A 12560-nucleotide genomic window follows, 5' to 3' on the forward strand; every position below is an offset into this window, starting at 1 on the left:
CTGTTAGGATTAGCCTCTTTTTAACGGAGCCTACCATGAACAAACAGCCTGAAGACTGGCTCGACGATGTCCCGGAGAATGAAAACGAGGACGATGACGAGATTATCTGGGTCAGTAAAAGTGAAATTAAACGTGATGCCGAAGCGCTGAAAGACCTGGGGGCCGAAATGGTCGATCTGGGCAAAAACGCGCTGGATCGCATTCCGTTGGACGAAGATTTGCGCGCCGCCATCGAGCTGGCGCAGAAGATCAAGAAAGAAGGCCGTCGCCGTCAGCTGCAGCTGATCGGCAAGATGCTGCGCGCCCGCGATATCGAGCCGATCCAGACTGCACTCGACAAGCTGAAAAACCGCCACAACCAGCAGGTTTCGCTGTTCCATAAGCTGGAAGCGCTGCGCGACCGCCTGGTGGAAGAAGGCGATGACGTCATTCCGTCGATCCTGGATCTGTATCCGGCCGCCGACCGTCAACAGCTGCGTTCACTGGTGCGCAATGCGCAGAAAGAGAAGGCCGCCAACAAGCCGCCTAAGGCTTACCGCCAGATCTTCCAATACCTGCGCGAGCTGGCCGAAGCGGCTGACTAAGCGCCGCCGCCATCCCGGGATGAACCCGTTTCATCCCCGGTGATGCGCCGGTTCGCCGCTGCTTTCGCGGATATTGAAACGCAGGCTGCCTTCCAGCTCTTCTTCCGCTTCTTCAAACAGCAGAATGATCGCGCCAAAACGACGTTTGCTGCGGGCATTGAGGTGGGTGAACTCGATTTCCACCGGCAGACCGATATCACCGGTCACTACGTCCCACAGCGCGTCGAGGTTGGCGCCAAACCCCTCGTCCAGCGCAAACTTATGCGCGAAATCGCGGTAGAAGGCCGGCACATCCTGGATCTGCTCAAAATCAAACTCTACTTTTGCCATCAAACTCACTCCACACGAATGAAGTTTTTGTAATGGTCACGCGAGACGAAGATCAGACCGTCGCTCGAATACAGCAGGCGATCGGCGCCGCGCCGGCCACACTGGTAATTGATGTCCGCTTCACGCCAGACCCGGCCGCCGGCGCTCGGCAGTTGCCCTTCACGGTTAGAAAATCGATCGCCGCCAATCGCCTTGCCCGGCAATACCGAACAGAGGTTGCCTGAACGCGGGTCCCAGCCCTGCTCGCGCGCCTGCTTCTTGGTGATGTAATAATCCGGCAGCCGCTGATGCTGCTGCAGGTAACTCACCACCGTTTGCTGCTGCGTGAGCCGATCGATGCTCTGTTGCTGCCCCGCCGGCGCTTGCACCACCGCCGCATTGCCGCCAATCGCACGGTGCTCGTTGCCGCGCAACGCGCTGAAGACGGCGATGACCACGGCGATGACAATCGCCAACAGAATCCGCTTGTTCATGACATTCCCTGAAATTATGCCGCCGGAGGCGCCGCAGCTCCCCCAGGCTAGTTAGGTATATAGCCGACCTGGATGAAACTAAGATGACCGACACGTTGCGTTTTCGCGGCGGTGTGGGTTTCATCCATTCATGTCAATGATGCCACTTTCCAGCCGTTCTGGCACTCGGAGTCTCTCTGAAAACGAGCCGCCTGCTCTGAGACGGCCCGCCGAACAACGACTGCTTACAGTATAGTCAGGGAAGGCGCCGCACAGCGCGGCGCAACAGGAGGGAACGCATCAATCGATCAAGGCGTGGCGGTAGCGGTGCAGCATGTCGGCCAGGCGTTTCACCGGCCCAGTGACGCTGAGCGGCGCCTGATTGTCGACCAGCTTCTGTTGGTACTCGTTCATTTCGCCCAGCAAGCGATCGTAGTAATAGGCGCGCTTGACGTCGTTCTTGGCGGAGACCACCCGATCGGCGGTGCTGCGGATCTGGCGGTGGAAGGCCGACAGCTCTTCGCTGGCCGGAATTTCCGCTCGCTGCATGCGCTGGTGGGCGATGATCAGGTTCAGCGCCAGACGATACTTGGCAATGTCGTTCGGGAACATCATCAGCAGCTGGTTAAGCTGCTGATACAGCGCGGGCAGGTGGTTTTGCCGACGGCGCGCCGCCTTGGTGGTCAGCGCCGACACCGCGCTGCTGACGAACTGGTTGAGCAACGTGCGGCCGGTGCGTTCGCGCGAATTATCGCGGATCAGCAGCAGCACCATCAGCCCGACGCAGCTGCCGAGGAACTGGCCCAGCGCCCCGTCAAGAAACTGGGTCACGTTGAACTCCATCGGGTTGCTCAGCACCAGAATGTTGATGGTCCCCGCCAACAGCCCCAGCGAACCGAGCCGCCGCTTCTGCACCTCGATGCCGATGAAAAACGCCAGCAGGCCAAGGCTGAGACACAGCAGCAAAATGCTCTGCTGGGTCGCCGGCAGGATCACCATGAAGAACAGAGAACCGACCGGGATTGCCGCCAGCATGCCCAGCACGAAATCCATCGCCACCATGCGCGGCGCCGGGGTGCGCATCGCCAGCGAGGTGATCACCGCAATGATCACCATAAAACCGCTGCCGGACGTCCAGCCGGTCCACAGCCACAGCAGGCAGCCGAAGGCCGTCGCCACAAAGGTGCGCAGACCGTTGATCATCGCGTGATGCCCTTCCGCCGAGGTCGGCTTGACCACGGTTTCATTGCTCAAGACGCCCTCTTCCACCGCGCTGATGCTGCAGTTGGTGTGCACGCCTTTCGACAGCAGCAGGTAGCGCGTCGCCGCGCCGACCCAGCCGGTGATGGTCGGCAGCGTTTCCTCGGAGCGATGCGTGGTCAGCACCTGACGCAACAGCTTCATGCGCTTGTGGATCTCCTGCGGGGTCTCCGCCGGAACCATCAGCTGTTCCCGCAAACTTTCTTTCAGCGCCTGCGGGTGATTCAACAAGATCAGATAGGTTTCACAGGCCTGGGTGATCAGCGTCAGCGACAGGGTATGCAGCGCTTTCACCCGTCGGTTGACCTTCTGCCAGCGCGAGGATTCCATCATCAGGTTGTTGCGCATGCCGTCCAGCGCCGTGGTGCTCTTCACCAGATTGCTCCAGGCGCGGTCGATGTCCTCTTTATCGGCATGGCTGATGCACATCTGCATCAGGCGGTATTGATCCACCAGCAGCTTATCCACCGCCCGATCGATGTCCTGCTTGATCGAACGCGGCGAAAACAGCAGATCGGCCAACACGGCGCTGACGATCCCCAGCACGATCTCGCTGCAACGCTCGATGGCGAACTGCGGCGCTTCCAGCAGGTGGGCCTCGCTGGTGGCGACCGTCACGATGATGATCAGCGCGGTATAGCCGGCCAGCCCCCAGGCGTAGGAGTTCTCCACCTTGATAAGCGAAGAGAGCCAGGTGCAGAAACCGGCCCACATGCAGCACAGCATCAGCATCACTACCGGCGCGCGGGCGGTGGTGATGATGATGAGCAGGCCGACGAAGCAGCCGATAAAGGTGCCGATGATGCGCAGCCAGCCGCGATGGCGAATGGCGCCGGAGAAGGGTTCACCGCCGGCGGCAAAGGCCGGGCCGGCGGCGACGATGGCGGCGGTCATCGCCGACCAGCGCGGGGTTTCCAGATTGAGATGGAAGCCGACGAACAGCGCAAACACAATCGCGAAGCTGAGTTTGAAGGCAAATCTCAGCCGGATAAAGGTTGGGCTGCTCATTAGCCGAACTCACGCAGCCGGTGCATCAGGCGCACAAAAGGCGAGCCGCTGTCGGCATTGCGATCGTTCTTACCGACGATCACCACGGTGGCGGTGGTGCCGGCCGGGTACGGATGCTGTTGGTCCTTGGCGTCCAGCAGGATCTTCACCGGCACGCGCTGCGCCAGGCGCACCCACTCCAGGTTGCTGTCGATCGAGGCCAACCCTTTGTTGTTCACCGTGCTGCTGCTGTTGTTCACCGCCGCCGCCACGCTATCGACGGTGCCGTGCATGATGCGGTTGCTGCCGAGCGGGGTAATCTCCGCGCGATCGCCCTTATTCAGGCCGTTCAGCTTGGTCTCTTCCAGGTACGCCAGGATGTAGAAGGAATCTTTCTTCACCAGCGCCACCGCGACCGACCCGCGGGTGATGTATTCACCGGCGTGTACGTTGAGGTTGGTGATCCAGCCATCGGCCGGGGCGCGCACCGTGGTGCGCTCCAGATCCAACTGCGCCAGCTCGCGAGCCGCAATGGCCTTCGCCAGCTGGTGCTGCACGGTCTGCAGCGAGTTGTTCGACTGGTCAATCTCTTCCTGCGACATCGCCTGCACGCCCAACTTCACGCGGCGGCCGGCCTCACGCCGTTTTTCCGCCGCCAGCGTCTGATAGTAGGCGACGTCGGCGCCGGCTTCCGCCAAGGCCTGCTCATAACGCGGCCGATCGACCACGAACAGCACCTGGCCTTTCTTGACCAGTTGGTTGTCCACCACCGGCACGTCGGTCAGCAGGCCGCTGACGTCCGGCGCGATCGCCACCACGTCGGCGGTAAACTTGGCGTCACGCGTCCACGGCGACTCGGTGTAGAACACCCAGGCCTTGAATACCGCGGCAATGCCCAGCAGCACAAGAATCAAAGTGATCGCGATTCGGGTTATTTTTATCGAAAAATTTTTCACAGCGACCTCAAACAAAAAGACACGAAATCAGATAAAACAAGCAGCAATACAGCGCGGTATTAAACAGCGCCGGATGCCAGACAAAATCGTAAATCCCCGTCGGCTGCAGCAGGCGGCGCAAGAGAAAAAACAGCGCCAGCGACACCAACAGCTCGAAAAACACCGGCGGAAACGACAGTCCGAAGATGACCATAACCGGAAGCAAACTCATCACTTTTTCCTTATTGTTCACTGCGCCGGGGAAAGACAGGTCTCGCCATTCACATTCTCTTTACATTTTAGCGTGCGCGCGCCACAAATCTTGACCAGGCAGCTTGTCCAGGTCACGAACCCGAAAAAAGGTTAAACTTTGGGGCAGACATCCACGACAGGGATTGCGAGGGTGCCGGAGGAGCGGCAGGATGACGTCGCCGCTCGCTCTCGCACGTTGGTGAGGTCTATTCACCCGACCACGTTATATTAGCCTGCTTACTATCAAGGCATCAACAATCTGTGATCTAAATCACTTTTAAGCCAGAGTGAATAATGGAAAGATTAAAACGCATGTCGGTATTCGCCAAAGTGGTTGAGTTCGGGTCGTTTACCGCGGCCGCGCGCCAACTCGACATGAGCGTTTCATCGATCAGCCAAACCGTCTCGAAACTGGAAAATGAGCTGCAGGTCAAGCTGTTGAACCGCAGCACGCGCAGCATCGGCCTGACCGAGGCCGGCAAGATTTACTATCAGGGCTGCCGACGCATGCTGCAGGAAGTCAGCGAAGTGCATGAGCAGCTGTACGCGTTTAACAATACGCCCGCCGGCACGCTGCGCATCGGCAGCTCGTCCACCATGGCGCAAAACGTGCTGGCGAACATGACCGCCGAGATGATGAAAGAGTACCCGGGTCTGACGGTCAACCTGGTGACCGGTATACCGGCGCCGGATCTGATCACCGACGGTCTGGATCTGGTGATCCGCACCGGCGCGCTGCAAGACTCGAGTCTGTTCTCGCGCCGCCTGGGGCAGATGCCGATGGTGGTGTGCGCCGCCAAAAGCTACCTGAGCCAGCACGGCACGCCGCAGAAGCCGAGCGACATGGTCAACTTTTCCTGGCTGGAGTACAGCGTGCGGCCCGACAGCGAATTCGAACTGATGTCGCCGGAAGGCATCACCACGCGCATTTCCCCGCAGGGGCGCTTCGTCACCAACGACTCCTCCACCATGATCCGTTGGCTGAAAAACGGCGCCGGCATCGCCTACGCCCCGCTGATGTGGGTGATCGAAGAGATCAAACGCGGCGAGATCGAGATCCTGTTCAAAAGCTACCATTCGGATCCGCGGCCGATCTACGCGCTCTATACCGAGAAGGACAAACTGCCGCTGAAGGTACAGGTGTGCATCAACTATTTAACCGACTATTTCGAACGCGTAGCGGCGGTCTATCAGGGTTATCGCTGAGCAGCGCTTAAATAGCGGCGCGCCAGCGCGGCCAGCAGCATCAGCGCCAACATGCCGATGCCCCACAGCAGCCAGACGGCGTAGCCCGCCCAGGCCAGTAGCAGAGGAAAATAGCTCGCCAGCCCGCTGCCCAGCTGTTTCAGCCACGGCAGCCAAGTGTCCAACACCGTCTGCGGCACCAGGCTCAGCGCACCGTTCACCGGCAACGTTGCGTTTCCGGCCGCCTCCGCCAACGTCGGCAGCCAGGTCAGCAGGCCGGATACGCCCCAGGCCAGCAACGTCCACAGCGCCATGGCGCCGAGCAGCAGCGCGACCGTCCAGCCGCCCCGATTCACGGCACACCGCCGCCGCACTGCGGACAAAAGCGGCTGCCCGGCGGCAACGGCGCGGCGCACTGTCCGCAGGTGGCGCTCACCGCAGCAAACGGCTGGCCGCAGCGGTGACAATAACGCGCGCCCGGCTTATTCACGGCCCGGCATTCCGGGCACTGCGGCCCCTGTTCGCCATGCTGGCTATAGCGGTTGCCATGGTGGCCACCGCCGTGGCCCGCGCGCCGATGACCGCCGTTAATACCGCCTTGCCCCAACAACCTTTTCAGTAAGCTCATCCCGCCTCTCCTCTGTGCATTCACGCTGAAGCTCACTGTAAACCCTGGAGTAAACTCCAGGGTAAAGCCCGGCGATGAGGATTTACGTTTCATTACATCGTAATAATGGCAAGGCTTTGATGCCGTTAACAAAAGCATCATCGGCATTATCCCACGCCGCTGCGCTGCGTTATGCTGCGGGCACCTCTCCCTGCATCAGGAATAACCATGAAAAAAATCATACTGGACTGTGACCCGGGGCATGACGACGCCATCGCCCTGCTGCTGGCCTGGGGCAATCCGCAGATCGACCTGCTGGCGGTCACCACCGTGGTGGGTAACCAAACGCTGGACAAAGTGACGCGCAACGCCCTCGCGGTGGCACGCATCGCCAATATCACCGGCGTGCCCTTCGCCGCCGGCTGCCCGCGCCCGCTGGTGCGCAATATCGAAGTGGCACCCGACATTCACGGCGACTCCGGCCTCGATGGCCCGGTGCTGCCGGAGCCTCACCTGCAGCTGGACTCGCGCCACGCGGTGGATCTGATCATCGATACCGTGATGGCCCACCCGCCCGGCAGCGTGACGCTGGTGCCGACCGGCGGCCTGACCAATATCGCCATGGCGGTGCGTAAAGAGCCGCGCATTGCCGAGCGGGTCAAGGAAGTGGTGCTGATGGGCGGCGGCTATCATGTGGGCAACTGGAGCGCGGTGGCGGAGTTCAATATCAAAATCGATCCCGAGGCGGCGCACATCGTGTTCAATGAAAAATGGCCGCTGACCATGGTCGGGCTGGATCTCACCCACCAGGCGCTGGCCACGCCGGCAGTCTGCGAACGCATCGCCGCCCTCGGCACCCGGCCGGCCGCCTTCGTCGGCGAACTGCTGGCATTCTTTGGCCATATGTATCAGCAGGCGCAGGGCTTCAGCGCCCCGCCGGTGCACGATCCTTGCGCAGTGGCCTATGTGATCGATCCGAGCGTTATGTCGGTGCGCAAAGTGCCGGTGGATATCGAGCTGACCGGCACCCTGACGTTGGGCATGACGGTCGCGGACTTCCGCGCGCCGCCGCCGCCGGACTGCCACACCCAGGTCGCGGTCAAACTGGATCAGGATAAATTCTGGGATCTGGTGGTGGATGCGCTGGAGCGGATCGGCGACGTGGAGTAAGCGCACAAGAGACGAGATTAACGCGCTTGGGCAGGCGCGTTAGTCTGTATTCTGCCGCGGCAACGGGAGGCTCAAGCCATAACCGCTTTTATTTCCAATGCAACAGAACAATCCTAATAATAAATTATTTCATGAAAATTTAAAAAAACAGATAAAGAAAGGAAGAATCTTAATAAAATTAAAACCATGAAAATCACATTGAATTTAAAAACCAGCAATGGGAAACGATGAAGCAAATCTCCGCCCTCACGCCGCCACTGACGGCATCAATTAAACAAGCAGATACCTCTTTTATTCTTCACACTGCCTGCCAATATAGACCATTGCCGGGATGTCCCTCGATATCCACACACGCGATAACCACAGACAAAACATTGATTTTAATTAATAAAAATAATATTAAGATTAAAAATTGACTGAATCACAATAGATTTGAGAAAATAGCGTGTCTGTTTTTGCAAACAACAAAAATGCCTTTTGCGAGTGAAAAATACGGCTTAACCTTTCTTTGGGCAAACAGCCTCGCGCATTCTCAGGGCAAACATTATTTATCGCTTTACCATAAAGACGGTTTAAATTTCCCGTGAGACATTTTCGATTTCAACATTACACGCATTTCAACACCAGGATAAAGGATAGGGAATAATCAAAGCATGCATTTAATAAACGCTATCAGGCCTTGGCAGGTTAACCATGGCCGATAAATCTCCCGCTAACGCAGCGACCATCGCCGTGCTGCCCCTGCTGCTGATCTGGATGGCGGCGGTCCTGCCGATTTATTACCCCAACATGGGCGGCGACGGTCTGGCGCTGCCGCAAAACATTCTGGCCTGGGGCGTCATGGCGCTTACTACGCTGATCGTGACGTTTACCGTTTGCCTGGGTCGCATCCGCCTTTCGCTCACGCCCACCGCACGCCTGTTGCTGCTCGGCATCGCCTTGCTGGCGCTGCCGTTGCTGTATACCCGCCCCGAATGGCGCGAAGACGCCCTGTGGCGCTGCGCCGGCCTGCTCGGCGGTTGGTTGTTCTATGTCGCCTGCCTGCAGCTGCGCGTCACCGCCCGGCAGCGCGAGCTGCTGCTGTTCGGCCTGTTGTTTGCCGTCGGCATTCAGGCGTTGTTGGCGGCTTTACAGCTGTTCGCCCCCTCGCTGGCCTGGGTATCCCCTAACGGCGGCCGGGTCTACGGCGTCTTTCAGCAGCCGAACGTGCTGGGCAGCTTTATCGCCACCGGGCTGGCTTTGGCGCTCTGGCTGCTGCTGGCTCCCTACTCTGCGCCGACGCGGCGGCAAATCCCGCTGCTCGCGCTGCTGGCCGCTTTCTCCGCCCTGCTGGTGCTGATCCAGTCGCGCGCCGCCTGGTTGGGGGCCGCATTGGCGGCGGCGCTGCTGCTGTGGTGCTTTGCCCACCAACGCCCGGCCGCAAGCCGCTGGGCCGGCGGCGCGCTGCTGCTGGGCGCCGCGATCGGTCTGACGGTGCTGTTCACCGGTTTCGGTCTGGATGGCCGCGCTGGCCTGATCGGACGGGAGCTTTCCAACAGCGCGCGCCTGACCATGCTGCACGACGTCGGCGCCATGATCCTGGCCAAGCCGCTGCTGGGCTGGGGCTACGGCGGCTTTGAATACAGCTTCGCGCACTTTCGCCTGCAGGAAATGCCCTGGAGAGAAGTGCTGGAAGTCGCCGGGCATCCGCACAATGAAATCCTGCTGTGGTGGGTCGAGGGCGGCCTGACGGCGCTGGCAGGTATCGCTATCGTCCTTGCCGCCGGCGTACGGCTGCTGAAAAGCGCCTGGCAACGGGATCGAGAACAGCAGAACGGTGCGCGCGTCGGCCTGTTCCTGGTGCTGCTGCCGATGCTGATACACACTCAGCTGGAATACCCTTTCTATCTGTCTGCGCCGCACTGGCTGGCGTTTCTGCTGCTGCTGGCGCTGCTGGACGGCCAAACCGGCGAGCCCCGCCCGCTGCCGTTCGCCAAAGCCCTGAGCCTGCCGGTGGCGCTTGCGGCGCTCGGCGTGCTGGTGATGGCGGCCTTCGCCTGGCAAGGGCGCATGGCGCTCACTCAGTCGGAGCGCACTATGCTGGCCAACATCGACAGCATCGAGCAGATGCCGCCGCCGGCCGCCTGGATCTACCGGGAGCGCAAAACCTTCGACGAGCAATCTCACGCGCTGCTGGTCTATAACCAAACGCGCGATGATGCCCTGTTGACCGGCTATCGGCAGTGGGCCAATGCCTATCTGCAGCACCGCATCGACGCCAACGTCTACGCCACGCTGATCATGATCTTGCGCTATCAGGGGGATCAGGCACAAGCCGATGCTCGCCAGCGGGAAGCCGCTTTTCTGTTTGCGCGGGATGCGCGGTTCAGGTAGGGACAACGAGGTGAGAGCGATGCCTCGCCGCTCTCACCTGCGTCATTTTATGTAGCAAAATTAACGCGGCAAAATCGCGCACTCTTTATCCAGCAGCGACTCTACCGAAGCGCGATTGCCGACGTCCCAGCCGCGCTTCGAGGCCAGCAAAATAAACCCCCGTTGGCCGCCAAACGTAGTGGGCACTAACGCCACGCCATATTCCGCCATCTGCGGCGGCGACAGATGGAAATAATCCGCCAGATCCTTAATCGGGTAAACGCCCATCGCGGTTGGCTGCATCACGCGGCGCGCGTAGTAGGTGTGGCGCAACAGCTTATCCGGCAAGGGCCGCCATTGTTCCTGTATGTAGGGGCGTTCCGCCTGCAATTGACGCCGCACGTCCTCACGCAGACAGGTCAGGTGAATATGCAATTGGTTTTGGCTGCGGCCGTATGCGGAGTTGATCGCCATGCCCAACATATCATCCGGCACCGGCCCGCCATATTCGGCGGCCAGCCGATAACGCATCAGCCAGGCATAGCCAAAATAGTCCGTCCGTTCCCCGGCCAACAGCTGCGGGCTTTCGATGCCGGAGAGCGGCGCCGTCGGAACCAGAATAAAATGATAGGGGTAACGCGGATTTTGCAGCACGCTGAAGCCCTGGGCCTTCCCCTGCGGCATATAAATCTGCTCACAGGGCGCCGGATCGCGCTTTTGCTGATAATTGGCCATGCAAAGCTTATCGACTACGCCCCACAGCGCATCGGAGCGGGCGCAGCCCGTCAGGGACAGGACGCCCAGCGCCAGCAGCCAACGCCGGGCGGGTATAGCCAGACGCGTCATCATCGTATTGCTCTGTTTTTTCGCCACGTCAATTTTATTCCATTATATCGTGCAGGCTACGGCGTCCTGCCGCGCTTAGCGTTACGAATGCGAGAAAGGCCGCAAAATGGAGCATGATTGAGGGGCCAACGCGTGGCCCCTGGAGGAAAAATTACGCCGTGCCGCCGACGGTGAGCGTGTCCAGTTTCAGCGTCGGTTGGCCGACGCCCACCGGCACGCTCTGGCCTTCTTTGCCGCACACGCCCACGCCTTTATCGAGCGCCAGATCGTTGCCGACCATCGAGATCTGCTGCATAGCCTCGATGCCGGAGCCGATCAGCGTCGCCCCCTTCACCGGTTTAGTGATGCGGCCCTTCTCGATCAGATAGGCTTCGGTGGTGGAGAACACGAACTTGCCGGAGGTGATATCCACCTGGCCGCCGCCAAAGTTCGGCGCGTACAGGCCGTACTCAACACTGGCGATGATCTCTTCCGGCGTCGATTTACCCGCCAGCATGTAGGTATTGGTCATGCGCGGCATCGGCAGATGCGCGTAGGACTCGCGGCGGCCGTTGCCGGTCGGCGCGACGCCCATCAGGCGCGCGTTGAGCTTGTCCTGCATGTAGCCTTTCAGCACGCCGTTTTCGATCAGCACGTTGTACTGGCCCGGCACGCCTTCGTCGTCGATCGCCAGCGAACCGCGGCGCCCTTGCAGGGTGCCGTCGTCCACCACGGTACACAGCTCAGACGCCACCAGCTCGCCCATATGGCCGCTGAACACCGAGGTGCCGCGCCGGTTGAAGTCGCCTTCCAGGCCATGGCCCACCGCTTCGTGCAGCAGCACGCCCGGCCAGCCGGCACCCAACACCACCGGCATATTGCCGGCCGGCGCCGCTACCGCGCCGAGGTTGACCAGCGCCATGCGCACCGCTTCTTTAGCGTAAGCGTCGGCGCGCACGTCGCCGTCGACGGTTTCCAGGAAGTAGTCATAGCCGAAACGGCCGCCGCCGCCGCTGGAGCCGCGCTCACGCTTGCCGTCCTGCTCCACCAGCACGCTGACGGAAAGGCGCACCAGCGGGCGAACGTCCGCCGCCAGCGTGCCGTCGGTGGCGGCCACCAACACCTGCTCGTAAACGCCGGTGATGCTGGCGTTCACTTCCTGCACCCGCGCATCGGCGGCGCGCGCCACCTTGTCGACGCGGTGCAACAGGGCGATTTTCTCTTCGCGCGGCAGGCTTTGCAGCGGATCGAGCAGCGGGTACAGCGCTCGATAACCGATTTCGCCCAGGGTATGCGCCCGCCCGTCGCCCTGCTCGCGCACGATGCTGCGCGCCGCCTGGGCGCTCTGCTGCAGCGCATTCAGAGTGATCTGATCGGCATAGGCGAACCCGGTCTTCTCACCGCTGACGGCGCGCACGCCGACGCCCTGGTCGATATTGTAAGAGCCATCCTTGATGATGCCGTCCTCGATCACCCAGGCTTCGTGATAGCTGGACTGAAAATAGAGATCGGCGTAGTCGATACGGCGTTCTGCCAGTTGACCCAGTACCGAGTACAGGTCTTGATGACTCAGCTTGTTGGTAGCGAGTAACTGCTCACTGACAAACGTCAGACTCATAAT

At 60.5% G+C, this 12560-nt stretch carries 13 protein-coding genes; 4 read left to right on the forward strand and 9 right to left on the reverse strand.

Annotated elements, in window-relative coordinates; translation table 11 throughout:
* Nucleotides 1-35: 35 nt before the first annotated feature.
* The gene (gene yjgA, locus ACJ8J1_RS18150; RefSeq protein WP_004936968.1) at nt 36-584 is read left to right on the forward strand and encodes a ribosome biogenesis factor YjgA; all 549 of its coding nucleotides are present in this window, start codon (nt 36-38) and stop codon (nt 582-584) included.
* 30 nt (nt 585-614) lie between these two features.
* Here the strand turns inward: yjgA and ACJ8J1_RS18155 are convergent, their stop codons facing one another.
* The 5 genes from ACJ8J1_RS18155 to aaeX form a co-directional block, all read right to left on the reverse strand.
* Nucleotides 615-914 (reverse strand): barstar family protein, encoded by a 300-nt coding sequence (locus ACJ8J1_RS18155; RefSeq protein WP_033644909.1) that lies wholly within the window; start codon nt 912-914, stop codon nt 615-617.
* Between the two features lie 5 nt (nt 915-919).
* Nucleotides 920-1387: a ribonuclease gene (locus tag ACJ8J1_RS18160; RefSeq protein ID WP_033644465.1), complete on the reverse strand. Its 468-nt coding sequence runs from the start codon at nt 1385-1387 to the stop codon at nt 920-922.
* Nucleotides 1388-1666: 279 nt separating this feature from the next.
* Nucleotides 1667-3634, reverse strand: coding sequence for a p-hydroxybenzoic acid efflux pump subunit AaeB (aaeB, locus tag ACJ8J1_RS18165; protein WP_033644464.1), 1968 nt, complete (start codon nt 3632-3634; stop codon nt 1667-1669).
* On the reverse strand, nt 3634-4569 hold the full coding sequence (gene aaeA / locus ACJ8J1_RS18170) for a p-hydroxybenzoic acid efflux pump subunit AaeA (protein ID WP_033644462.1): 936 nt from the start codon (nt 4567-4569) through the stop codon (nt 3634-3636). The genes aaeB and aaeA overlap by 1 nt, the downstream gene beginning before the upstream one ends.
* Before the next feature lie 7 nt (nt 4570-4576).
* On the reverse strand, nt 4577-4780 hold the full coding sequence (gene aaeX, locus ACJ8J1_RS18175; RefSeq protein ID WP_004936952.1) for a p-hydroxybenzoic acid efflux pump operon protein AaeX: 204 nt from the start codon (nt 4778-4780) through the stop codon (nt 4577-4579).
* Nucleotides 4781-5094: 314 nt separating this feature from the next.
* On the opposite strand from aaeX, the gene aaeR reads away from it, so the two are divergent.
* Nucleotides 5095-6006, forward strand: coding sequence for an HTH-type transcriptional activator AaeR (aaeR, locus tag ACJ8J1_RS18180; protein ID WP_004936950.1), 912 nt, complete (start codon nt 5095-5097; stop codon nt 6004-6006).
* Here the strand turns inward: aaeR and ACJ8J1_RS18185 are convergent.
* Together ACJ8J1_RS18185 and ACJ8J1_RS18190 are read right to left on the reverse strand one after the other, a co-directional pair.
* Entirely contained in the window at nt 5997-6341 is a 345-nt protein-coding gene (locus tag ACJ8J1_RS18185; protein WP_033644460.1) for a hypothetical protein, read from the reverse strand. The genes aaeR and ACJ8J1_RS18185 overlap by 10 nt on opposite strands.
* The gene (locus tag ACJ8J1_RS18190; RefSeq protein WP_033644459.1) at nt 6338-6613 is read right to left on the reverse strand and encodes a zinc ribbon domain-containing protein; all 276 of its coding nucleotides are present in this window, start codon (nt 6611-6613) and stop codon (nt 6338-6340) included. Before ACJ8J1_RS18190 ends, ACJ8J1_RS18185 begins: the two co-directional genes overlap by 4 nt.
* Before the next feature lie 207 nt (nt 6614-6820).
* On the opposite strand from ACJ8J1_RS18190, the gene uriH reads away from it, so the two are divergent.
* A complete protein-coding gene (uriH, locus tag ACJ8J1_RS18195) occupies nt 6821-7762 on the forward strand; it encodes a uridine-preferring nucleoside hydrolase UriH (protein WP_069100226.1) in 942 nt (313 codons plus the stop codon).
* A gap of 693 nt (nt 7763-8455) precedes the next feature.
* Nucleotides 8456-10135, forward strand: a complete 1680-nt coding sequence (locus tag ACJ8J1_RS18200) for a PglL family O-oligosaccharyltransferase (RefSeq protein WP_033644457.1) — start codon at nt 8456-8458, stop codon at nt 10133-10135.
* Between the two features lie 60 nt (nt 10136-10195).
* Here the strand turns inward: ACJ8J1_RS18200 and ACJ8J1_RS18205 are convergent, their stop codons facing one another.
* Both ACJ8J1_RS18205 and tldD read right to left on the reverse strand, forming a co-directional pair.
* Nucleotides 10196-10960 carry a CDP-diacylglycerol diphosphatase gene (locus ACJ8J1_RS18205; protein ID WP_033644908.1) on the reverse strand — a complete coding sequence of 255 codons (765 nt, stop codon included), beginning with the start codon at nt 10958-10960 and terminating at the stop codon, nt 10196-10198.
* A gap of 151 nt (nt 10961-11111) precedes the next feature.
* Nucleotides 11112-12557, reverse strand: coding sequence for a metalloprotease TldD (tldD, locus tag ACJ8J1_RS18210; RefSeq protein WP_033644456.1), 1446 nt, complete (start codon nt 12555-12557; stop codon nt 11112-11114).
* Nucleotides 12558-12560 lie beyond the last annotated feature (3 nt).

Source organism: Serratia sp. CY37869, assembly GCF_052168895.1.
GTDB classification, from domain to species: domain Bacteria; phylum Pseudomonadota; class Gammaproteobacteria; order Enterobacterales; family Enterobacteriaceae; genus Serratia; species Serratia ureilytica.

Bases quoted from the DNA above. Each gene is read 5' to 3' on its own strand.
- yjgA (WP_004936968.1), top strand. From the start codon at position 36: ATGAACAAACAGCCTGAAGACTGGCTCGACGATGTCCCGGAGAATGAA.
- ACJ8J1_RS18155 (WP_033644909.1), bottom strand. From the start codon at position 914: ATGGCAAAAGTAGAGTTTGATTTTGAGCAGATCCAGGATGTGCCGGCC.
- ACJ8J1_RS18160 (WP_033644465.1), bottom strand. From the start codon at position 1,387: ATGAACAAGCGGATTCTGTTGGCGATTGTCATCGCCGTGGTCATCGCC.
- aaeB (WP_033644464.1), bottom strand. From the start codon at position 3,634: ATGAGCAGCCCAACCTTTATCCGGCTGAGATTTGCCTTCAAACTCAGC.
- aaeX (WP_004936952.1), bottom strand. From the start codon at position 4,780: ATGAGTTTGCTTCCGGTTATGGTCATCTTCGGACTGTCGTTTCCGCCG.
- aaeR (WP_004936950.1), top strand. From the start codon at position 5,095: ATGGAAAGATTAAAACGCATGTCGGTATTCGCCAAAGTGGTTGAGTTC.
- ACJ8J1_RS18190 (WP_033644459.1), bottom strand. From the start codon at position 6,613: ATGAGCTTACTGAAAAGGTTGTTGGGGCAAGGCGGTATTAACGGCGGT.
- uriH (WP_069100226.1), top strand. From the start codon at position 6,821: ATGAAAAAAATCATACTGGACTGTGACCCGGGGCATGACGACGCCATC.
- ACJ8J1_RS18200 (WP_033644457.1), top strand. From the start codon at position 8,456: ATGGCCGATAAATCTCCCGCTAACGCAGCGACCATCGCCGTGCTGCCC.
- ACJ8J1_RS18205 (WP_033644908.1), bottom strand. From the start codon at position 10,960: ATGACGCGTCTGGCTATACCCGCCCGGCGTTGGCTGCTGGCGCTGGGC.
- tldD (WP_033644456.1), bottom strand. From the start codon at position 12,557: ATGAGTCTGACGTTTGTCAGTGAGCAGTTACTCGCTACCAACAAGCTG.